Source organism: Mesorhizobium sp. RCAM 06353 (assembly GCF_059683585.1).
In genome coordinates, this window is sequence record NZ_CM185031.1 from 6,544,967 (window position 1) to 6,565,508 (window position 20,542).

Annotated in this window: 17 protein-coding genes; 10 read left to right on the plus strand and 7 right to left on the minus strand. The window is 63.9% G+C overall.

Annotation, left to right across the window (positions count from 1 at the left end; genetic code table 11):
- Positions 1-154: 154 nt before the first annotated feature.
- From AC56QX_RS31675 to AC56QX_RS31695, 5 genes are all read right to left on the minus strand, one after another.
- Positions 155-463 carry a hypothetical protein gene (locus AC56QX_RS31675; RefSeq protein ID WP_497112481.1) on the minus strand — a complete coding sequence of 103 codons (309 nt, stop codon included), beginning with the start codon at positions 461-463 and terminating at the stop codon, positions 155-157.
- Positions 460-3,009 carry a caspase family protein gene (locus AC56QX_RS31680; protein ID WP_497112482.1) on the minus strand — a complete coding sequence of 850 codons (2,550 nt, stop codon included), beginning with the start codon at positions 3,007-3,009 and terminating at the stop codon, positions 460-462. Before AC56QX_RS31680 ends, AC56QX_RS31675 begins: the two co-directional genes overlap by 4 nt.
- A gap of 246 nt (positions 3,010-3,255) precedes the next feature.
- Positions 3,256-4,875: a GMC family oxidoreductase gene (locus tag AC56QX_RS31685; protein WP_497112483.1), complete on the minus strand. Its 1,620-nt coding sequence runs from the start codon at positions 4,873-4,875 to the stop codon at positions 3,256-3,258.
- Between the two features lie 168 nt (positions 4,876-5,043).
- Positions 5,044-5,448 carry an SMU1112c/YaeR family gloxylase I-like metalloprotein gene (gene gloA2 / locus AC56QX_RS31690; protein ID WP_497112484.1) on the minus strand — a complete coding sequence of 135 codons (405 nt, stop codon included), beginning with the start codon at positions 5,446-5,448 and terminating at the stop codon, positions 5,044-5,046.
- A 102-nt stretch (positions 5,449-5,550) separates the two neighbouring features.
- The gene (locus tag AC56QX_RS31695; protein ID WP_497112485.1) at positions 5,551-6,453 is read right to left on the minus strand and encodes a GNAT family N-acetyltransferase; all 903 of its coding nucleotides are present in this window, start codon (positions 6,451-6,453) and stop codon (positions 5,551-5,553) included.
- Between the two features lie 238 nt (positions 6,454-6,691).
- On the opposite strand from AC56QX_RS31695, the gene argE reads away from it, so the two are divergent.
- The 6 genes from argE to AC56QX_RS31725 all read left to right on the plus strand — a co-directional run bounded on the left by argE (position 6,692) and on the right by AC56QX_RS31725 (position 13,270).
- Positions 6,692-7,816 (plus strand): acetylornithine deacetylase, encoded by a 1,125-nt coding sequence (gene argE, locus AC56QX_RS31700; protein ID WP_497112486.1) that lies wholly within the window; start codon positions 6,692-6,694, stop codon positions 7,814-7,816.
- A gap of 10 nt (positions 7,817-7,826) precedes the next feature.
- Entirely contained in the window at positions 7,827-8,750 is a 924-nt protein-coding gene (locus tag AC56QX_RS31705) for a 2-hydroxyacid dehydrogenase (RefSeq protein WP_497112487.1), read from the plus strand.
- A gap of 23 nt (positions 8,751-8,773) precedes the next feature.
- Positions 8,774-9,127: a cupin domain-containing protein gene (locus AC56QX_RS31710; RefSeq protein WP_497117993.1), complete on the plus strand. Its 354-nt coding sequence runs from the start codon at positions 8,774-8,776 to the stop codon at positions 9,125-9,127.
- A gap of 147 nt (positions 9,128-9,274) precedes the next feature.
- Positions 9,275-10,738, plus strand: a complete 1,464-nt coding sequence (locus AC56QX_RS31715) for an aldehyde dehydrogenase family protein (protein ID WP_497112488.1) — start codon at positions 9,275-9,277, stop codon at positions 10,736-10,738.
- A gap of 10 nt (positions 10,739-10,748) precedes the next feature.
- A complete protein-coding gene (locus tag AC56QX_RS31720) occupies positions 10,749-11,792 on the plus strand; it encodes a tartrate dehydrogenase (RefSeq protein WP_497112489.1) in 1,044 nt (347 codons plus the stop codon).
- Between the two features lie 17 nt (positions 11,793-11,809).
- On the plus strand, positions 11,810-13,270 hold the full coding sequence (locus AC56QX_RS31725; RefSeq protein ID WP_497112490.1) for an NAD-dependent succinate-semialdehyde dehydrogenase: 1,461 nt from the start codon (positions 11,810-11,812) through the stop codon (positions 13,268-13,270).
- Between the two features lie 71 nt (positions 13,271-13,341).
- Here the strand turns inward: AC56QX_RS31725 and AC56QX_RS31730 are convergent, their stop codons facing one another.
- Positions 13,342-14,616 (minus strand): NAD(P)/FAD-dependent oxidoreductase, encoded by a 1,275-nt coding sequence (locus AC56QX_RS31730; RefSeq protein ID WP_497112491.1) that lies wholly within the window; start codon positions 14,614-14,616, stop codon positions 13,342-13,344.
- Positions 14,617-14,632: 16 nt separating this feature from the next.
- Complete coding sequence (locus AC56QX_RS31735; protein WP_497112492.1) at positions 14,633-15,301, minus strand: haloacid dehalogenase type II; 669 nt, start codon at positions 15,299-15,301, stop codon at positions 14,633-14,635.
- Between the two features lie 320 nt (positions 15,302-15,621).
- Between AC56QX_RS31735 and AC56QX_RS31740 the strand changes: the two genes are divergently transcribed.
- The 4 genes from AC56QX_RS31740 (at position 15,622) to AC56QX_RS31755 (ending at position 20,483) form a co-directional block, all read left to right on the plus strand.
- Complete coding sequence (locus AC56QX_RS31740) at positions 15,622-16,461, plus strand: GNAT family N-acetyltransferase (RefSeq protein WP_497112493.1); 840 nt, start codon at positions 15,622-15,624, stop codon at positions 16,459-16,461.
- Positions 16,462-16,474: 13 nt separating this feature from the next.
- A complete protein-coding gene (locus AC56QX_RS31745; RefSeq protein ID WP_497112494.1) occupies positions 16,475-17,848 on the plus strand; it encodes an aspartate aminotransferase family protein in 1,374 nt (457 codons plus the stop codon).
- 267 nt (positions 17,849-18,115) lie between these two features.
- Entirely contained in the window at positions 18,116-18,808 is a 693-nt protein-coding gene (locus AC56QX_RS31750; RefSeq protein WP_497117995.1) for an HAD-IA family hydrolase, read from the plus strand.
- A gap of 64 nt (positions 18,809-18,872) precedes the next feature.
- Positions 18,873-20,483, plus strand: coding sequence for an ABC transporter substrate-binding protein (locus AC56QX_RS31755; protein ID WP_497112495.1), 1,611 nt, complete (start codon positions 18,873-18,875; stop codon positions 20,481-20,483).
- The last annotated feature ends 59 nt before the right edge of the window (positions 20,484-20,542 follow it).

The following is a 20,542-nucleotide window of genomic DNA, read 5'->3' on the forward strand; positions in this document are numbered from 1 at the left end:
GTTGGCGAGCAACTCCCGGTAATCCTGAAAAGGCCGGATAATCGGCGAAAGAACTGGTGCTGCCGAGACCCCAAGCCTTTGAAAAACGGTGTAGGAGTCCGTTCTGCTACGACCAGAATATGGTCGTAGCTACCGCTAACCGCTCGAGGCTTGGTCAACCTCCCCAGCCACCGCCGCTGCTGCCGCCGCTGCCTCCACCCCCGGTAGGCACCACAGGCGGGGGAACAGTGGTTTCCTCAACCGGCTTGATCACCTTCTTGGCGGTGACCTTCTTCTGCTGGCCGATCTTCGGCGTGGACGTCGTGCGAACGAGCTTCGGCTTGTGCTTCGTCGTCGTCAGCACCGGTTCGGGCTTGGGTGCGACGGACATGCAGCCCGCTAGCCCCGCCAGGGCACCGGATAGAACTGTTGCAATCAATGCCTGCTTCACTGCCCTGCCCACCATCGCCTCCTTGTGGATCAAAACAAGTCCCGACGCGGATTGGCTTGCTCCCAGACCGCTCTGGCCGTCTTGACCAGTTGGTCGTCCGGCGAGCCGTTCGCCGCGATCTTCGACTTGAGTTCGCTGCGCAATTGCTTGAGCGCCGCCGTCTTCGCCTTCACTGCGAATTTCGTCAGCGTCGCCTGGGCGCCCGGCAATTCCTTGCGAAGATCAAGCGCGACCGCGAAGGCCAGATAACGCACCGCTATCGCCTGGTCGGCCTTGTCGCCCTTCTGCATTTCGAGAGCCGCGCGATCATATGCGCCGGACTGATCGCCGCGTGCGGTTGCGAGCTCGAATAGCCTCTGCGCTTCATCGAGGTTCTGCCCGACACCGACACCGTCGCGGTACATGCGCGCGAGGCTGGCCGGAGCGTAAGGCTGGCCGAGATCCATGGCCTTCTGGAAAAGCCCTTGCGCCTGGCTGGGATCCTTCCCGACGCCCACACCGGCCAGGTAGTTGCGGCCGAGCAGGTTCATTGAATACATGTCCTGGCGCTCTACGCCCGCCTTCAGAAAGGCCACGGCGCGGGCCGGATCGGCGGGCACGCCATTGCGGCCCTCCGTGAAGATCGCCGCAAGATCATTCATCGCGTAGGTATGGCCCATGGCGGCTGCCTTGAGCAGCAGGTCCAGCCCCTTGCCGGTGTCGCGCTCTACGCCATAGCCGTTGAACAGGGCACGCCCCCATGACGTCATCCCGTAAGGATCGCCCTTGTCGGACGCCGCCGCATAAAGGGCATTGGCCTGCTTGCGGTCGGCAGGCATTCCCGTACCCGTCGCGTTGAAGTAGCCAAGCTCGAACACGGCGCGTACGTGGCCTTTGTCGGCTGCCGCCTTGACGGCTTTCTTCGCGTCCTCGACCTTGCCGGCCGCAAGCAGCGCCCGGCCCAGTTCGTAGCGGAAGCGGGCGACGTCGGGATAGGCCTTCACCGCCGCCTCGCAGGCCTTCACGGCCTTGGTGCCGATTTCATTTGGCAGCAGGCCGGGGACGACACCTTGCAGATCGAGAGGCTCGCCGGCCGCCTGGTCGCAGGGATCGACGCTTGGCGACAGCTTCATGGTGGCGGGCTTGGACGAACTGCTGTCGGCGCGGATCTCGAAGCCGACCTCGACCGGCTGGGCGGCACCGATCTGGGGTTCGTAGCGCAACTGGTCGACCTCATCGGCCATCAGGCTCGATTCCGGCGACAGGGCACGATCCGGCAGGGACAGGGTTCCCGTTGCCGGATAGCTCGCCAGTTTCAGGCTGACCGCGGGATCGTTTGTCGGGAAGTCCAGCTTCAGCGGAACCGGCCCAACACCGACCGGGACGCTGATCTCACGATTTTCGATCGCCTCGGCGGCGCCGGTGATATGTATGCCGCGCTCCAGCACCTGCTGTTTCTGCTCGGTCTCGAGCGAGGCGACAATCTGTTCGCCCTCGGCGCCCTGGCCGTTTTTGACACGGAACACCATGATGCCCTGGGCCTGGCCGCCCCAATTGTCATGCGTGGCGTAGGCCAGCATGTCGACCTCTTCGGGCGCACCGGCGCCCTTGGGCACTTCCATCTTCAGGCGCGGCAGATCCTTGCCCTCGATCGGTTCGCCGACCGCCACGGCCTTGCCGTCCAGCAGCAGGCGCCCAAGTGCCGGCGGCCTTTCGATGCTGACGGTGATCGATCCGCCATCGACATCGACCGGTTCCGGCAGGTCCAGGGCAACAGGTCCGACACCCGACGGCACGACCTTCTCCAGAACCGGCGGCAGCGAAGGCCGGCTGGCGCGGCGCATCAGCACGACTTCGTCGATGAGCGAGGAGTTTTCCCAAGGGACCTGCTTGCCTTCCGTAGCCTCGACCACATCGCGGCGCACCGCGGCCATGACTGAGCGTATCTCCTGGTTCGGCGCCAGGGCGCGACGCGAGAATGCGGATGAAAACGGGCTGAGGTCTCCTGCGCCATCATAGGCGACCGCCCCTGGTTCGGTGGCAAAGGCAATCAGCGTGTTCAAGGAGCTTTTGACCTGCGCAAGGCCGGTGTTGCCGGCCGTGATCAGCTGGTCCCTCAGCCAATAATCCTTGCGCGGAAACGGATTGTTGCGACAGGCATCGAGGATGATCACCTGGATTTTCGATTTGGCGCGCAATTGCTGCAGCACATCGTCGAGCTTGACCGCCTGGACCTCTATGTCGGCCGCATTCTTCAGCGAGGCATCGACGGGGATCAGGAAATTCTCGCCGCCGATCTGAAAGCCATGGCCGGAATAGTAGACGACGGAAAGATCGGCACCGTCCGCCGCAGCGAGGTAGTTGCGGAACTGCTCCTCGAACTGCAGCTTTGTGAGATCCTTGGCAACGAACACTTCGAAGCCTGCCAGCCGAAACGTCTTGGATACGTCCTCGGCATCCTTGTCAGGGTTCTTGAGAACGGGGATTTCCCGGTATTCGGAATTGCCGATCACCAGGGCGACCCTTCGATCGGCCAACGCATCGAAACTCGTCAAGGCCGCTACGACGAAGATAGCGATCAATCCGCAAAGTCGGAGCATGGCAACTGCCTCAACCGCCGCGACCCGACGACCACAAGCCCCCAGGTTGTGGCATCAAGGTCTGTTGAAGAACTCACAATCCGCCGAGACAGCAACACAAAAAAGCGTGAAATCCGTCACGGCAGCAGGCACCTTCCTCATCCGAATGTGTAAACTACCTCAGTGCCGAACCATCCGCAATGAGTGTCGAACCGCCCCGGCGTGGCTGTCCGGTTTCGAGGCACAGCGCCGCATATCGCAACAACATTATTGGCGCGGATCCAGCAGGATCATCTCCGCTGCTTTCTCCGCGATCATGACGACCGGAGAGTTGGTGTTGCCCGAGACGATTGTCGGCATGATCGAGGCATCGACCACGCGCAGTCCGGCAAGCCCGTGAACACGCAGCCGGTCGTCGACCACTGCCATCGAGTCCGAGCCCATCTTGCAGGTGCCGACGGGATGGAAGATCGTCGTACCGATATCGCCGGCCTTGCGGATGAGATCTTCGTCGCTCTCATATTGCGTGCCGGGCAGCATCTCTTCGGGCGCAAAGCGTGCCACGGCCCGTGCCTTCATCAGGCTACGGACATGGCGCAGCGACGCGACGGCGACGCCGCGGTCTCCCTCGGTGGAGAGATAGTTCGGCCGGATCTTCGGCGCCTCGCGCGGATCGGACGATCCCATATGCACTGTACCGCGGCTTTCCGGGCGCAGATTGCAGACCGACACAGTGACCGCCGGAAAGCTATGCAGCGGCTCGCCAAGCCGGTCCGTGCTCAGCGGCTGCACATGGTATTCCAGGTCAGGTGTCGCGAGACGAGAATCGCTCCTGGCAAAAATGCCTAGCTGGCTCGGGGCCATCGACAGCGGCCCGCTGCGTTTGAGCGCGTATTCCACACCCATCGACGCGCGGCTGATCAGATTGTGATAGCGCTGGTTGAGCGTCGCGGCATTGGCGACCTTGAAGACAGTGCGGAGCTGCAAATGATCCTGCAGGTTTTCGCCGACGCCCGGCAAGGCATGACGAACATCCACGCCAATGTCCGAAAGCAGATCTGGACGCCCTACCCCCGACAGTTCGAGCAGCTTCGGCGAATTGATGGCACCGGCTGCGAGGATCGTCTGTCCGGCGCTGACCCTGTGCAAGCGGTGGCCTTGGCGGAAGACGAGTCCCGTGACACGCCGGCCGTCGAATTCGAGCCGTTCCGTCTCAGCTCCGGTCATCACGCGCAGGTTCTTGCGCGCCGCAATGCCGCGCAAAAACGCCTTCGATGTGTTCCAGCGCACGCCCCGCCGCTGGTTGACCTCGAAATAGCCCGAACCTTCATTGGTGCCGGTGTTGAAATCATCGGTGCGGGGAATGCCGAGTTCCTCGGCGGCGTCCCGGAATGCGTCGAGGATTGGCCAGGACAGACGCTGCCGTTCGACCCGCCATTCGCCGCCGGTGCCGTGCATGGCGCTCTTGGCGCCATGATAGTCTTCCGACTTGCGGAAATACGGCAGCACATCGTCCCAGCCCCAGCCGACATTGCCGGCCTGCCGCCAGCCCTCATAGTCGGCTGCCTGGCCACGCATGTAAATCATGCCGTTGATCGACGAACAGCCGCCAAGCACCTTGCCGCGCGGATAGTTGAGGCTGCGTCCGGCGAGACCAGCTTCCGGCTCGGTCTTCATCATCCAGTCGGTGCGCGGGTTGCCCATGCAGAAGAGGTAGCCAATCGGGATATCGACCCAGTGATAGCGGTCGCTGCCGCCAGCCTCGAGCAGCAGCACCTTGTTGCGCGGATCCGCGGAGAGCCGGTTGGCGAGCACGCAGCCGGCCGAACCCCCACCAACGATGACATAGTCGTAGTCGCCGAACGGAGATGGTGAAACTTCGGTCACGTGCGTGCCTGCTGTCCGGCGATGCGCTCCCACATCGGGGTCATCGCCTGGTTGATCTCACCGTACAGGCGATAGCGCCGCGCGTATGCATCGGCAAGCGCTGCATTCGGTACAAAGTGCCGTGCAACGGATGGCCGCGTCACCCCCATTCCCGCGTCGATGACGTCGTCACGAAAGCGACCCGTTGCTTATAGGGACTTCGTACAGTTCCAGCGGCAAGTCATCCGGATCTCTAAAAAATGTAAACCGTTGATCCGTATAGGGGTCGATCCGGATTGGCTCAACGGTAACGTTGGCGGCTTCCAGCCGCGCTACTACCGGATCAAGATCCGCCACGGCAAATGCCAGATGTCTCAAGCCTGTCGCCTCAGGATGGGAGGGCCGCATCACTGGTGCGGGGAAGGAGAACAATTCCAGTTGGACGGATCCGATCCGCAGATCCGCCTTCCATGACTGCCGCTCCTCCCGATAGACCTCTCGGATCAGATCGAGGCCGAGGAGTTCGACGTAGAACCGTCGCGACCGGGCGTAGTCGGTGCAGATGAGCGCGACGTGGTGAATAGCATTCAACATACTGCCAACTGTAGCCAAGCTCGGATCTGAGGCCAAGGTCGCCAAAATGGCGCTGGAAAAAACCGGAGCCCTCTGCCGCGGTGGCTCGGGTCCTGGAATCAACTATCCGAGAGTCTGACTGGCGAGTGCGTAAGTCATCGGTGCAACTGCGGTGCCGACGGCAAAATCGGAAAGGCGTTTGCCCAGCGACATGGTCAGCACCGTGTCGAAAACCGGCATTCCGCTGTGCGACAGAAAGGCGGCGAACTCGCCATTGTCCATGTGGGTGTCGATACGCAGGAAAGACCCCGAATGGTCGGCCACGTGCGGCCGCACTATCGCCACGGCGTCGGCGTCGCTTTCCGCTACGACCGGCCCCACGACATGGCCCCGCCCGAACGGCCGGCAGAGCGCGAAAGCGGTCAGCGTATCCCCCTTGAACAGCCCACAGCCGGCCGAGTGCGCGAAAAGCCTTTCGATGAGCGCCGTCCGCCTCACGCCAAAACCGGCCGCGTCGAGCGCGATCACTGCAGGAATATCGCTTGCGTCCAAAATCCGCACATCGCCTCGAACATTTGCCGGCCTCCCCGTCGTCTGCAAGCGGGCGATGCCCTGGCATTGATAAACGGTCTTCTCCGGCTGGAAGTCGAGCGACAGATAGAGCCGCCTCGCCGCGCGCGTTGCATTGAGGCGCAGATCGCGCCCGGCGACCTTCTCGAAGACCCGCTTCATCAGCCATTGCCCCGCCCCCAGCGTCTGCAGTCGCGGCGAGGTGATGACCATCCCCACGGTGGCGAAATCGGCGCCATGCGCGAACCACATGGCCGAACCGAGAACCCGGCCGATCTCGTCGAGCGCCACGAACCCCTCTCCCGATTCACGCAGGAATTGCCAGTCCTCGGCGCGATGCGGCCATCCCACGGCGAGCGAGTGCGCGTGCAAGCGGTCCAGTTCGACGCCTTCGATGTCGCCGATCCGCATCGAGAAAGTGTCGATTTTCAAGCTTCCGGACGGCTTCAAGTCCATGCCCCTAAAAGATTGTCGTACCGGGCGCGACACACTGATGGCCACCCTTTGCCCACCAACGCTAAACGAGCGGACCGGTACGATTAGCTCGAAAGCCGCGCAGCAACGCAAGATTCAACTGAAACATTTCAGCTTTCGGCATGCAATCGCGAAAGAATGCACACACTCTCTCCGGAAATCTAGCAGCATATGGTCGACGGCACGGATCCCGGCGAACCCGAACGTTTTGAGGGCTGGAATGGACGTCTTCGACATCCTCGATCGTCTCGTCGCCTTTCCGTCGGTCGCTGGCAGGCCGAATGGCGATATCGCCAGCTGGATCGAGGCCTATCTCGAGGAACACGGAACACGGGTCACCGTGCTTCCAGGACCGGAAGGCGATCGTTCCAATCTTTTCGCGACGATCGGCCCCGCCAACGTCCCAGGCTACATCCTGTCCGGCCATATGGACGTTGTTCCCGCCAGCGAACCGCAATGGAGTTCGAACCCTTTCGCGCTGCGCCGCGACGGCGAACGGCTCTACGGACGTGGCACCACGGACATGAAGGGGTTTCTTGCCGCGGTGCTCGCTGCCGTGCCTGCGTTGGCGCGGCTGCGCCTTGCCAGGCCAATCCACCTCGCCTTCTCCTATGACGAGGAAGTGGGATGCCGGGGCGTGCCGCATCTGATCGCCCGCCTTCCCGAACTTTGCGCGAGGCCGCTCGGCGTCATCGTCGGCGAGCCGAGCGGCATGCGTGCTGTGCGCGGCCATAAGGGCAAGGCGGCCGCCCGCGTGATCATCAACGGACGCTCCGGCCATTCCTCGCGGCCCGATCTCGGCCTCAACGCCATCCATGCCATGGCCGCTGCGCTGAGCGCGGCCGTCAACGAGGCCGAACGGCTGACGCACGGTCCGTTCGATCCGGCCTTCGAGCCGCCCTACTCCTCGCTGCAGGCCGGCGTCATGGCGGGCGGACATCAGGTCAACATCATTCCCGGCACCTGCAGTCTGGACCTGGAGGCGCGCGCCATACCTGGCGTCGACCCGGCGAGCCTGCTGGCACCTGTGAGGGCACGCGCAGAGGCGCTCGCGGCCGATGGCTTTCGCGTCGAGTGGAGCCCGATGAGCGCCTATCCGGCGATGTCGCTGCCGCCAGACGCACCACTTGCGGGACTGCTGCATACCTTGACCGGCGAAGCGCCGCTTGCCGCCGTCAGCTACGGCACGGAGGCCGGGCTTTACCAGGCCGTGGGGCTCGATGCGATCATCTGCGGACCCGGCGACATCGACCGCGCCCACAAGCCGGATGAGTACATTGTCACCAGCGAACTCGCCGCCTGCCAGCGAATGATCGAGACGCTGGGCGCCCGCTGCGCGACGTGAGGAAACCGGAATGACATTCCTGTTCAATTCCGATGCGCGCCGCGGGGCGATCTTCGCCGATGCCTTCGCGAGAGAACTGCCGGACGTCCTCTTCACGATGGATGCCGCAACGGTCGATCCCGACGCCGTGCGTTATCTGATCAGCTGGACCGTGCCGAATAACCTTGCCCGCTACGGCAACCTGGAAATCCTGTTTTCCATCGGCGCCGGCGTCGATCAGTTTCACCTCGATGCGGTGCCTGCGAACGTGAAGGTCGTGCGCATGATCGAGGACGGCATCGTGCGCATGATGCAGGAATATGTGACGCTTGCCGTGCTCGCGCTCCACCGTAACCTGCCTCGATATCTGACACAGCAGCGCGCCGGCGAATGGGCTGATATCGCGCAGCTCCAGGCCGGATCGCGCCGGATCGGCGTGCTCGGCCTCGGGCAACTCGGCCAAGCCGTCCTCGACCGCCTGAAGCCCTTCGGCTTCCCGCTCGCCGGATGGAGCCGCTCGCCGCGGCGGATCGAGGGCGTGACCTGTCATCATGGCGAGCTCGGACTGAAGGAGATGCTCGCCGTCAGCGACATATTGATCTGCCTGCTGCCGCTGACGGAGGAGACGCGCGGTTTCCTCGATGCCGGCCTGTTTGCGCAACTGCCTGAAGGGGCGGCGCTCGTCCACACCGGCCGGGGGCCGCAGCTCGATCATGAAGCGCTTGTCGCCGCGCTCGACAGCGGCCACCTTTCGGCGGCGATGATCGACGTGACCGATCCCGAACCCCTGCCGGCGGGCCATCCGTTCTGGTCGCATCCGAAGGTCATCCTGACCCCGCATGTCGCCAGCGTCACCCAGCCCGCCGGCGCTGCGCGGGCCGTCGTCGAAAACATCCGGCGTTACCGCACCGGTCTCGACCCCATCGGGCTCGTCGACCGGTCGCGCGGCTATTGAAGTCCAACATGAAAGGCCATCCCTTGTCCCTGCTCAAGACCGTCGATACCAGCCCTGCCTTCCAGCCGCGCGAATCCGGGGCGCTGCCCGAACGGCTGATTTCCGGCAACCCCGCCTTCAAGACCTGGGCGCAGGATGTCGCCAAGGGCGACCTCGTCCATACCGGCGTCTGGGAGGCGACGCCTGGGGAAACGCGCTCGATCAAGGGCGAGACTTTCGAGTTCTGCCACATCCTCTCCGGCGTGATCGAAATCACGCCGGACGGCGGCAAACCGGTGACCTACCGCGCCGGCGACAGCTTCGTGATGAAACCTGGCTTCACCGGGATTTGGAAGACCATCGAAACGGTCCGCAAGATCTACGTAACCGTAGGGTGACGGGAGCGCGGAGGCGCCGGCCTCCGCAACAGATTTTGCCGTCTGTCATCGCCGGCACACAACAATCATCCGCGACCGATCGTCGAACGGTGCATGCTGCGCCAGAGCCCGCGCTAGGCTCCTGCAGAACAGTCCAGAGTGGGTGCCATGGGCCTGAGCTTCGACCCCGATACCGTCTCCCTTCCCGTCGGCCATTTCATTGGCGGCGAGCTGATCGCGGCCGAGGGTGCGATCGAGATGCACCGCCCATCGGACGGCAAAGCCTACACCGCCTGCCCCGTGGCCGGCGTCGATATGGTCGACCGTGCGGTGGAAAGCGCCAAGGCGGCGCTGAAGTCCAGCAATTGGGGCGGCATCCGGCCACGCGAGCGCACCAGGGCACTCCAGGCCTGGGCCGACCTGATCGAGGCGGAGGCCGAAACGCTGGCGCGGATCGAGGCGCTGAGCTCGACCCGGCCCGTCGGCCAGCTCATCGCCGGCGACATCGCCATCACCGCCGAGCAGATCCGCTTCTTCGCCGAGTTCGCCGACAAGGAAGGCAGCGAGCTCGTGCCGACCGACGACGCCACTCTCGGCATGATCATGAGCGAGCCCTATGGCGTGGTCGGCGCAATCACGCCCTGGAATTTTCCGATCTCGATGGCTGGATGGAAGCTTGGTCCGGCGCTGGCTGCGGGCAATGCGGTCGTGCTGAAGCCATCGGAAATGACGCCCTTTTCGGCAGTCTATATGGCGCAACTCGCTGTCAAAGCAGGCCTGCCGGCCGGGCTCATAAACGTCGTGCTGGGCGACGGTCCGACGACCGGCACGGCGCTGACCGGCCATCCCGATATCGCCAAGGTCAGCTTCACCGGCTCGACCCGCGCTGGTTCGGCGATCATGGAGAATGTCGCCCGCACCGGCGTCAAGCCGATGACGCTGGAACTCGGCGGCAAGAGCCCGCAGATCGTCTTTGCTGATGCCGATCTGGACAAGGCGGCGACGGCCATCGCCGGCAGCGTCACCTTCAATGCCGGCCAGGCCTGCGTGGCCGGCACGCGCCTGATCGTCGAGAACAGCGTGGCCGACAGGCTGACGGCCGCCATCCTGGAGAAGATGCAGGCGGTGCTGCCCGGCCCGACCTGGGACGAGGCGACGCAGTATTCGCCTGTTATCTCGGAGCGGCAGCGGGCGCGTGTCGACAGCATCGTGCGGGCCGCGATCGAGGCCGGCGGCGAGTGCCTGACCGGCGGCGCCGTCATGGACAGCCCCGGCTACTTCTACCAGCCGACGCTGATCGCCGATGTCGACCAGGCCAATCCGGCGATCGTCGAGGAAATCTTCGGCCCGGTCCTGACCATCCAGACCTTCGAGACCGAGGAAGAGGCGCTGGCGCTGTCCACCCATCCGACCTACGGGCTGGCGTCCGGCCTGTTCACCTCAGATCTGTCCCGCACCATCCGTTTCGCACGCAAGCTCGAGGCGGGCACCGTCTGGGTCAACCGCTACAGCCGCTCGCGCGACCATATCCTGCCGACCGGCGGCTACAAGCGCTCCGGTATCGGCAAGGATCTCGGCCGCGAGGCCTATCTCGCCAACCGCAGGACAAAGAGCGTCCTGATCAGCCTCTAGAGAGATGCCGATGAAATCCTATTCGATCGCACTGATCCCCGGTGACGGCATCGGCAGCGACGTGACCGCCGCCGCCTGGACGGTGCTGGAGGCCGCAGCCAAACAGGCGGGCTTTGTCTTGACCGCAACCGAGTTCCCCTGGTCCTGCAAATTCTACAAGGAGACTGGCCGCATGATGCCGCAGGACGGCATCGAGAGCTTGCGCGGCTTCGACGCCATCCTTCTCGGCGCGGTCGGCTGGCCGGCGGAGGTGCCGGATTCCGTTTCACTGCACGGCCTGCTGCTGCCGATCCGCAAGGCATTCGTGCAATACGCCAACATCCGGCCGCATCGCCTGCTGCCAGGCGTGACGGGCCCGCTGCGTGCAGAGCGCTTCGACATATTATGCATCCGCGAGAACACCGAAGGCGAATATTCGGGCGCCGGCGGGCGCGTGCATCAAGGCACGCTGGACGAGGTCGCGGTTGAGACCTCGATCTTCACCCGCGCCGGCGTCGAGCGCATCCTGCGCTTCGGCTTCGAGCAGGCGCGGACACGGCGCGGCAAGCTGACCTCCGTTACGAAGTCCAATGCGCAGAAATATTCGATGGTGTTCTGGGACGAGATCACGCGAAAGCTGGCCGCGGATTATCCTGATATCGAAGTCACCAGCTATCATGTCGATGCGCTCGCCGCCCGCATGATCATGGCGCCGGGGAGCCTCGACGTGGTCGTCGCCTCCAACCTGTTCGGCGATATCCTCACCGACATCGGCGCGGCCATCCAGGGCGGGCTCGGCTACGCCGCCTCCGCCAACATCAATCCCGACCGCTCGGCGCCGTCGATGTTCGAACCGGTGCACGGCTCGGCGCCCGACATCGCCCATCTCGGCATCGCCAATCCAATCGCCACCATCTGGTCCGGCGCCATGATGCTCGAACATCTCGGCGAAAAGGCTGCGGCTGACCGCGTTATGCAGGCGGTCGAAGCCGCCACCGCCAGAGGCATAGGCACCATCGCCGGCAAGGACCGCACGGAGGCCATCACCGCCGCCGTCGTCGCGGCGCTCACCTGATTGCAAGGTCGTTTCCAATGAAGAACCTGAAAGACAGAACTCTCTTCCGCGAAGCCGGCCTGATCGGCGGCAAATGGGTCGATGCCGGCTGCGGCAGGACGGTCGATGTCATCGATCCGGCAACCCAGATGGCGATCGGCACCGTGCCCGACACGGCCGGTCTGGAGACCCGTGCGGCCATAGAGGCCGCGGCGTCCGCCTATGCGGCTTGGAAGAAGAAGACCAATGCCGAGCGCGCTGCCCTGCTGGAGGCCTGGCATGGCCTGATGCTGGCGCATCTGGACGATCTGGCGCTGATCCTGACGACCGAGCAGGGCAAGCCGCTGGACGAGGCCAAAGGCGAGATCCGCTACGGAGCATCCTTCGTCAAATGGTTCGCGGAGGAGGCGCGCCGCATCAATGGCCACACCATCCCCTCGCCCACGTCTGACCGCCGCATCATCGTGCTGAAAGAACCGGTCGGGGTATGCGGCATCATCACGCCGTGGAATTTCCCCAATGCGATGATCACCCGCAAGGTCGCGCCGGCGCTTGCCGCCGGCTGCACGGTGGTGATCAAGCCGTCCGAGTTCACCCCCTATTCGGCGCTGGCGCTCGGCGTGCTGGCCGAACGCGCCGGCATTCCCGCCGGCGTCATCAACATCGTCACCGGTATGCCGACCGAGATCGGCAACGAGATCATGGCGAACGAGACAGTTCGCAAGATCTCCTTCACCGGCTCGACGCGGGTCGGTTCGCTGCTGATGCGCGGCGCGGCCGACAGCGTGAAGCGCTTGAGCCTCGAACTCGGCGGCAACGCGCCCTTCATCGTCTTCGACGACGCCGATCTCGACCTAGCGATCGAGGGTGCGCTGGTCTCCAAGTTCCGTAATGGCGGCCAGACCTGCGTCTGCGCCAACCGCATTCTCGTCCAGGCCGGAGTCTACGAAAGCTTCGCCGCGAAGCTCAGCGCACGCGTCAACGCCATGACGGTGGGGCCTGGCACGCAGCCAGGCGTCGCCATCGGGCCGATGATCAACATGGCGGCGGTCGAGAAGATCAACCGCCATGTCGAGGACGCGCTCGCCAAGGGCGCTGCGATCATCACCGAGAAGCCGGTGCTGCCGGAGGGCCCTCAATATGTCGCGCCGCTGGTCCTGACCGGCGCCACGAAAGAGATGCAGCTTGCCGGTGAGGAAACGTTCGGCCCGGTTGCGCCACTTTTCCGGTTCGAGACGGAAGAGGAAGCGATCGCTCTGGCCAACGGCACGCCCTACGGGCTTGCCTCCTACTTCTACACCGAGAATTTGAAACGCGCCTGGCGCGTCGGCGAGGCGCTGGAGTTCGGCATGGTGGGCTTGAACACCGGCTCGGTCTCGATCGAGGTCGCCCCCTTCGGCGGCGTCAAGCAGTCCGGCCTCGGGCGAGAAGGCGCGCAGGCCGGCATCGAGGAATATCTCGAGATGAAAACGTTCCACATGGGAATAGGCAGTAGGTAATTGGCAGTAGGGAATTGGGAGACACCGCCCTACTGCCTACTGCCTACTGCCTACTGCCTACTGCCTACTGCCTACCTCACCCGGTCGAGCGCCTTGTAGTAGAGGCCGACCATCGGCAGGAACCAGGGCTTGCCGGAATAGCCGGGAATAGCAGGCCATTCGAGCCCCTTCAGCGGATTGCGATCTTCGCGGCCGAGCATGGCATCGGCCAGGATCATGCCGAGATGGGTGGAAAGCTGGGCGCCGTGGCCGGAATAGCCCATCGCGAACCAGACACCGTCATGGTAACCGGCCCGCGGAAAGCGATCCTTGGTCATGTCGACCAGCCCGCCCCAGCAATAATCGATCTCGACCTTGGCGAGTTGAGGGAAGATCGCCGCGAGGCCTGCCCGCAAGATCTCTCCGCTCCTGGCGTCGGAGCGCTGGTCCGATGTCGCCGAAAAGCGCGCGCGGCCGCCGAAGATCAGCCGATTATCCGGCGACAGCCGGAAGTAGTTGCCGATGTTCATCGAGGTCACGCATGTCCGGTTGCCCGGCATGGTGCCAGTGATCTCGGCGTCGCTTAGCGGGCGTGTGGCGATGATGAAGCTGCCGACGGAGATGATCCTGCGGCGGAAATAATTGAAATTCGGCGTGGTGTAGGCGCCGGTCGCCACCAGCACATTGTCGGCGCTGATCCGGCCGCGCGAAGTGGTCAGCTCATGCCTGCCGCCGGCCTGCTTGCGGTCCGTCACCGCCGCGTTCTCGTGAATGACGGCGCCATGGCGAGCGGCTGCAGTGGCGAGACCCGCCACATAGCCGCCCATATGCATCATGGCGCTCTTCTTCGACAGCATCGCGCCATGGAAGGGCGAGCCGATCTCGGATTTGAGATCCGCCGCCGACAGCAGCGCCGTGTCCGGATCCACCTCGGCATTGAGGGCTTCGAAGTTGCGGGCGATCGCATCGAAATGCTGCGGCTTGGAGGCGAGCTTCAGCTTGCCGGCGCGGCGGAAGTTGCAGTCGATGCCTTCCTCCGCGACCAGCGCCTCGATGGTATCGACGGAGTCGTCCAGAGCCCGGTAGAGCGCGATTGCGCGGTCCTTGCCGAGCTCCGCCTTGGCGGACAGGTAGCTGTGGGCGAGGCCGTTGTTGAGGTGTCCGCCATTGCGGCCGGATGCGCCCCAGCCCACGCGTTGCGCCTCCAGCACCACCACCTTAGCGCCGGCCTTCGCCAGTTGGCGCGCGGCGGCGAGACCGGTGAAGCCGCCGCCTATGATGGCGGCATCGTAGTGCCCCTCGACCGGGCCCTGCGCCCCGCCGGAAAAGACAGGGGCGGTGTCGTGCCAGTAGGAGACGAACTTCATCGGCAATCCGCCTGTTTCAGAGCCCAACGACGCCTGGAAGACCCGAAATGTCCGATATTTCGACATAGCCATAATACGGGTTGGCCGGTTCGTGACCGCGATTGACCCATACCTTGTTCTTGATGCCGAGATCGTGCGCCGACATCAGGTCGTAGCGGAACGAAGACGAGCAATGAAGAACATCCTCCGGGCCGCAACCCAAGCTGTCGAACATGTATTCGAAGGCCTTGAAGCGTGGCTTGTAAGCCTGCGCCTGCTCAGCCGTGTAGACGGCATGGAACGGCGCACCGAGCTTTTCGACATTGGACATGATCTGCGCGTTCATGGCGTTGGACAGGATGACCAGCGGAATTTCCTTGGCAACCTTCGCCAGGCCGGCCGGAACGTCGGCGTGCGGCCCCCAGGTCGGGACGCGCTCATAGACCATTTTGGCGTCGTCGGCGCTGAAGGCGACGCCGTTGCGATTGCATGCGCGCTCGAGCGCGTTGTGGACGACCTCGGCATAGGGCTTCCAGTCGCCCATGATCTCGTCGAGCCGATACGCCGCGAAATTCTTGATGAACTCCTGCATGCGCGGCTCATCGAGCCGGCTGCCATAGAGATCGCGCGCCGCTTCCGCCATCTGGAAAAAGGTCAACGTGCCGTAGCAGTCGAAGGTGATGTATTTGGGCCTGAAGGAAGCCATGTCCGTCGATCTCCGGTGGAAGCACGTCCGTGCTGGGATGCATTTCATCATAAGACGGCAGGCAGCGGCCCACCTGACCGAAATCGCCCTCGCGAAAGCAGAAAGTTCCGTATCCGCCATCCGGTTTGGCACGCTGTAGCATCCGGCGTGCCGATCCCGGCGCCGCGATCGGCGTGAAACGCATCCGCCGCGGACAGCGCCAGCACAAGATGCGGCGCACCGCTTGCGCTACGGCGAAAGATACCGCCGAAGCCAATGCCTTCAGATGATCTGCGGCGCGCCGATGGCCGAGACTTGGGCATTAGACGGAAGGATGCCTCATGCAGCAGGGCGAGATCGAACTCCAGGCCTTCGGGCCGGACCATATTGAGGGCGCCGTGGTGCTTTCTCGCCAGGAGAATTGGCCACATCGGCCGCAGGACTGGCAGATGGCGCTGCAGCTCTCGACCGGTGCGGTCGCGCTCGACGACCAGGGCCGCGTCACCGGAACCATCCTGGTCACGCCCTACGGTATGGATTGCGCCATGATCAACATGGTGATCGTCGACAGGAATGCGCGCGGCAAGGGGCTTGGGCGCCGGCTGATGGATCAAGCCTTCGCCCTTGCCGGCGACCGTCCGTTGCGGCTCGTGGCGACAGCGGACGGCATGCCTCTCTATCAAAAGCTCGGCTTCGTGCCGTCCGGTACGATCCGGCAACATCAGGGCAGCGTTGCCAAGCTTGGTGCGCCCGGCGGCGTGGAAGCCGCAGGCGCCGCCGATCTCCCGGAAATCAAGGCGCTGGACCGCGATGCCTATGGCGCCGACCGCGAAGCCCTGATCGATGCGCTGGCGGAGCGCGGCCAATTCGCCGTCATCCGCCGCAACGGCGCCATCGAGGCCTATGCCGCGATCCGCCCGTTCGGACGCGGCGAGGTGATCGGTCCGGTCATCGCGGGAAGCGCCGAAGAGGCGAAGGCCCTGATCGGCTTCTTTGCCGCCTCGCGTCCCGGTGCCTTCCTGCGCGTGGATACCGGCAGCGGGACCGGCATGGCCGGCTGGCTCGAAGAAATCGGTCTCGCCCATGTCGGCGGCGGCGTGGCCATGGACCGTCCCCCTAAGACGGGCGCCGAACAGGCCAGACCGAAAGTTTACGCCCTCGCCAACCAGGCGCTGGGCTAGTCGGAGAACAACAATGCTCGCCAATTCCCTGGTCGAACTCGACCGCGCTCATCTCATCCATCCGGTCTCCTCATACCGTGGTCATGAGGCGCAAGGCGTGCGCGTATTGAAATCGGCGAAGGGGGCGACCGTGACCGATGCGTCCGGCCGGCAACTTCTCGACGGTTTCGCCGGGCTGTGGTGCGTCAATGCCGGCTATGGCCATGACAGCATCGTCGAGGCGGCGGCCCGGCAGATGCGAGAGCTTCCCTATGCCACCGCCTATTTCGACCTCGGTTCGGAGCCGGCCATCCGGCTCGCTTCGGAGCTGGCCGAGCGCGCGCCGGGCGACCTCAATCACGTCTTTTTCACCCTTGGCGGGTCAGACGCGGTCGACAGTACGATCCGTTTCGTCCGCTACTACTGGAATGCCAAAGGCGAGCCGCAACGCGACCAGTTCATTTCCATCGAACAGGGCTATCATGGATCGTCGGTGGTCGGCGCGGGCCTGACCGCGCTGCCCGCCTTCCACGCCGGTTTCGGTATTCCCTTTGAATGGCAGCACAAGATCCCCTCCCCCTATCCCTATCGCAACCCGGTCGGCGCGGACGGCAACGCGATCATCGCCGCATCGCTCGCCGCGCTGAAGGGCAAGATCGAGGAGATCGGGCCGGAGCGGGTCGCTGCCTTCTATGCCGAGCCGATCCAGGGCTCGGGCGGTGTCATCGTTCCACCAAAAGGCTGGATCAAGGCGATGCGCGAACTCTGCCGGGAGTACGGCATCCTGTTCATCGCCGACGAGGTGATCACCGGTTTCGGCCGCACGGGACCCTTGTTCGCCTGTACCGATGAGGACATCGTTCCCGATTTCATGACGACGGCGAAGGGGCTGACCTCGGGCTATGTTCCCATGGGCGCCGTGTTCATGGCCGATCACGTCTACGACGTCATCGCCGACGGTGCGGGCGCCTCGGCGGTCGGCCATGGCTATACCTATTCCGCCCATCCCGTCAGCGCCGCCGTCGCGCTCGAGGTGTTGAAGCTCTACGAAGACGGCCTGCTGGAGAACGGCATCAAGGCCGGCGCTCGGCTGATGGCGGGCCTGGAGGGCCTGAGGGACCACCCGCTCGTCGGCGACGTGCGCGGCCGCGGCATGCTTGCCGCGATCGAACTGGTGGTCGACAAACGGAAGAAAACACCGCTTCCGGCGTCAGCCATGCCGGCGCGGCGCGTCTTCGACAGGGCCTGGGACAACGGCCTCATCATCCGTGCCTTTGCGCATGGGGTGATCGGCTATGCACCGCCGCTCTGCTGCACCGACGCCGACATCGACGCGATCATCGAGCGCACGCGCCGGACGCTCGACCAGACACTGGACGATCCCGATATCCGCCAGGCCCTGGCATGACAGCGGACGAATACCGTGTGTTTCGAAATAGCGCCGGGGCAGACGATTTCGCAATTTTGTGCCGCCCCCTCGCGCCTTTTCGGCGAATCCAGCGCGGGGGAAGTGCCAGACTGCAGTTAAGACAAGGCCAGAAAGCCCAGATATCCGGGCCTTCGAAAAAGGCCGACGCCCCGGACAGCACGGAATTTTGTTCTGTTCAACACATGCAATTCGGCCGTACGCAGAGGAGACCCAGTCTTGGCCAGGGGCTTTAGCGAATTCAAATACATGACCTTCGATGTCGTCGGCACGCTGATCGACTTCGAAGGCGGGATAACGACCTGCCTGGCGGGAATGGCCGCCGAGGCCGGCGTTTCGCTCGATGGTGAGGAAGCGCTGAGCCTTTACCGGCAGGCCCGCTACATGCCCGATGCCAGCCTGTTTCCCGACGATCTCGTGCGTGTCTACATGGTCATCGCGCCACGGCTCGGCCTGCCGGCTGACGAAAAATACGGCGTCCGCCTGCGGGATTCGGCCAGCCTCTGGCAAGGCTTCCCGGACAGCGCGGCGGCATTGGCCGAGCTTGCGAAATCGCACAGGCTGATCGCCATGACCAATGCAAGGCGCTGGGCGCTCGATCATTTCGAGAAGCAGCTCGGATCGCCCTTCTTCGCCACCTTCACGGCCGACGATACAGGCACGGAGAAACCAGATCCGGCGTTCTTCCAGAAGGTCTTCGATTTCGTCGCCTCAAGAGGCGACAGCAAGGACGACATCCTGCACGTCGCGCAAAGCCAGTACCACGATATCGGCATATCCCGGGCGCTTGGCTTGACCAACTGCTGGATCGAGCGCCGGCATGCCCAGAAGGGTTATGGCGGCACGATCGAACCCGAGCGCTTCACCGTGCCGGACCACCACTTCACCTCAATGGCCGCGTTGGCGTCGGCCGCGCGGGAAAGCCTGAAGGAACGAACCTGAGCCCAAGCCCGGAAAGCCGCGTCAAGACGAGCAACCCGGAAAACAAACAGAAAGGGGAATGATTATGACCGACAAGATCACGAACTGGACCAGCGCAGACGATACCATGGTCGAGAATGCCATCCGGCGGGGCGCGAGCCGCCGCGAACTCCTCAAGATGCTGTTGGCCGGCGGCGCCGCGGTCGCCGCGGGCAGCATGGTGCTCGGCCGCGCGACCAATGCCGTCGCCGCCACGCCGGTCTCCGGCGGCAGCTTCAAGGCCGCCGGCTGGTCGTCCTCGACCGCCGACACGCTTGACCCGGCAAAGGCGTCGCTCTCGACCGACTATGTCCGCTGCTGCTCGCTCTACAACCGCCTGACTTTCCTCGATAAGGATGGCGTCACGCAGATGGAGTTGGCCGAAAGCTTCGACAGCAAGGACGCCAAGACCTGGACTGTGAAGCTGCGCAAGGGCGTCACCTTCCACGACGGCAAGGACCTCACCGCCGACGACGTCGTCTTCTCGATGAAGCGCCATCTCGATCCGGCGGTCGGTTCCAAGGTCGCCAAGATCGCCGCGCAGATGACCGGCTTCAAGGCGGTCGACAAATCGACCGTCGAAATCACGCTCGCCGATCCGAATGCCGACTTGCCGACCATCCTGGCGCTGCACCACTTCATGATCGTCCAGGACGGCACCACGGACTTCTCCAAGGGCAACGGCACGGGTGCCTTCGTCCTGCAGACGTTCGAACCAGGCGTGCGGTCGGTCGTCACCAAGAACAAGAACTACTGGAAATCCGGCAAGCCCTACCTGGACTCCTTCGAATTCATCGCCATCAGCGATGACAGCGCCCGCGTGAACGCCCTGCTTTCAGGCGACATCAATTTCGCCGCCTCGATCAATCCGCGCGCGATGAAGCTTATCGGCGGCCAGCAGGGCTTCGAATTGTCGAAGACGACGTCGGGCAACTACACCGACCTCAACATTCGGCTCGATATGGATCCCGGCAACAAGGCCGACTTCGTGACCGGCATGAAATACCTCGTCAACCGCGAGCAGATCGTCAAATCGGCATTGCGCGGCCTTGGCGAAGTCGGCAACGACCAGCCCGTCTCGCCGGCGAACATCTTCCACAATGCCGACCTCAAGCCGAAGGCATTCGACCCGGACAAGGCCAAGTTCCACTTCCAGAAGTCGGGCTTGCTCGGCCAGTCCATCCCGGTGATCGCTTCCGACGCCGCGACCTCGTCGATCGACATGGCGGTGATCATCCAGGCCGCCGGCGCGGACATCGGCATGAAGCTCGATGTCCAGCGCGTCCCGTCCGACGGCTATTGGGACAATTACTGGCTCAAGGCACCGATCCATTTCGGCAACATCAATCCACGCCCGACGCCGGACATCCTGTTCTCGCTCCTCTACGCCTCCAACGCGCCCTGGAACGAAAGCCAGTACAAGTCGGAGAAGTTCGACAAGATGATGATCGAGGCGCGCGGCTCGCTCGACCAGGCCAAGCGCAAGGAAATCTACGGCCAGATGCAGACCATGATCTCCGAGGAGGCCGGCACCATCATCCCGGCCTACATTTCCAACGTGGATGCCCTCTCCAGCAAGGTGAAGGGTTTGGAGGCGAACCCGCTCGGTGGCATGATGGGCTACGCAATGGCGGAATATCTCTGGCTCGAAGCCTGAGAGGCGTCTGCCAGGGACCGGACAGCCGGTCCCTGGCACCTATTGCGCAACATGGCTTG

Excerpts from the sequence above, each read along its gene's own strand:
- AC56QX_RS31680 (WP_497112482.1), bottom strand. The coding sequence starts at position 3,009 with ATGCTCCGACTTTGCGGATTGATCGCTATCTTCGTCGTAGCGGCCTTG.
- gloA2 (WP_497112484.1), bottom strand. The coding sequence starts at position 5,448 with ATGTTGAATGCTATTCACCACGTCGCGCTCATCTGCACCGACTACGCC.
- AC56QX_RS31695 (WP_497112485.1), bottom strand. The coding sequence starts at position 6,453 with ATGGACTTGAAGCCGTCCGGAAGCTTGAAAATCGACACTTTCTCGATG.
- argE (WP_497112486.1), top strand. The coding sequence starts at position 6,692 with ATGGACGTCTTCGACATCCTCGATCGTCTCGTCGCCTTTCCGTCGGTC.
- AC56QX_RS31705 (WP_497112487.1), top strand. The coding sequence starts at position 7,827 with ATGACATTCCTGTTCAATTCCGATGCGCGCCGCGGGGCGATCTTCGCC.
- AC56QX_RS31715 (WP_497112488.1), top strand. The coding sequence starts at position 9,275 with ATGGGCCTGAGCTTCGACCCCGATACCGTCTCCCTTCCCGTCGGCCAT.
- AC56QX_RS31720 (WP_497112489.1), top strand. The coding sequence starts at position 10,749 with ATGAAATCCTATTCGATCGCACTGATCCCCGGTGACGGCATCGGCAGC.
- AC56QX_RS31725 (WP_497112490.1), top strand. The coding sequence starts at position 11,810 with ATGAAGAACCTGAAAGACAGAACTCTCTTCCGCGAAGCCGGCCTGATC.
- AC56QX_RS31730 (WP_497112491.1), bottom strand. The coding sequence starts at position 14,616 with ATGAAGTTCGTCTCCTACTGGCACGACACCGCCCCTGTCTTTTCCGGC.
- AC56QX_RS31735 (WP_497112492.1), bottom strand. The coding sequence starts at position 15,301 with ATGGCTTCCTTCAGGCCCAAATACATCACCTTCGACTGCTACGGCACG.
- AC56QX_RS31740 (WP_497112493.1), top strand. The coding sequence starts at position 15,622 with ATGCAGCAGGGCGAGATCGAACTCCAGGCCTTCGGGCCGGACCATATT.
- AC56QX_RS31745 (WP_497112494.1), top strand. The coding sequence starts at position 16,475 with ATGCTCGCCAATTCCCTGGTCGAACTCGACCGCGCTCATCTCATCCAT.
- AC56QX_RS31750 (WP_497117995.1), top strand. The coding sequence starts at position 18,116 with ATGACCTTCGATGTCGTCGGCACGCTGATCGACTTCGAAGGCGGGATA.
- AC56QX_RS31755 (WP_497112495.1), top strand. The coding sequence starts at position 18,873 with ATGACCGACAAGATCACGAACTGGACCAGCGCAGACGATACCATGGTC.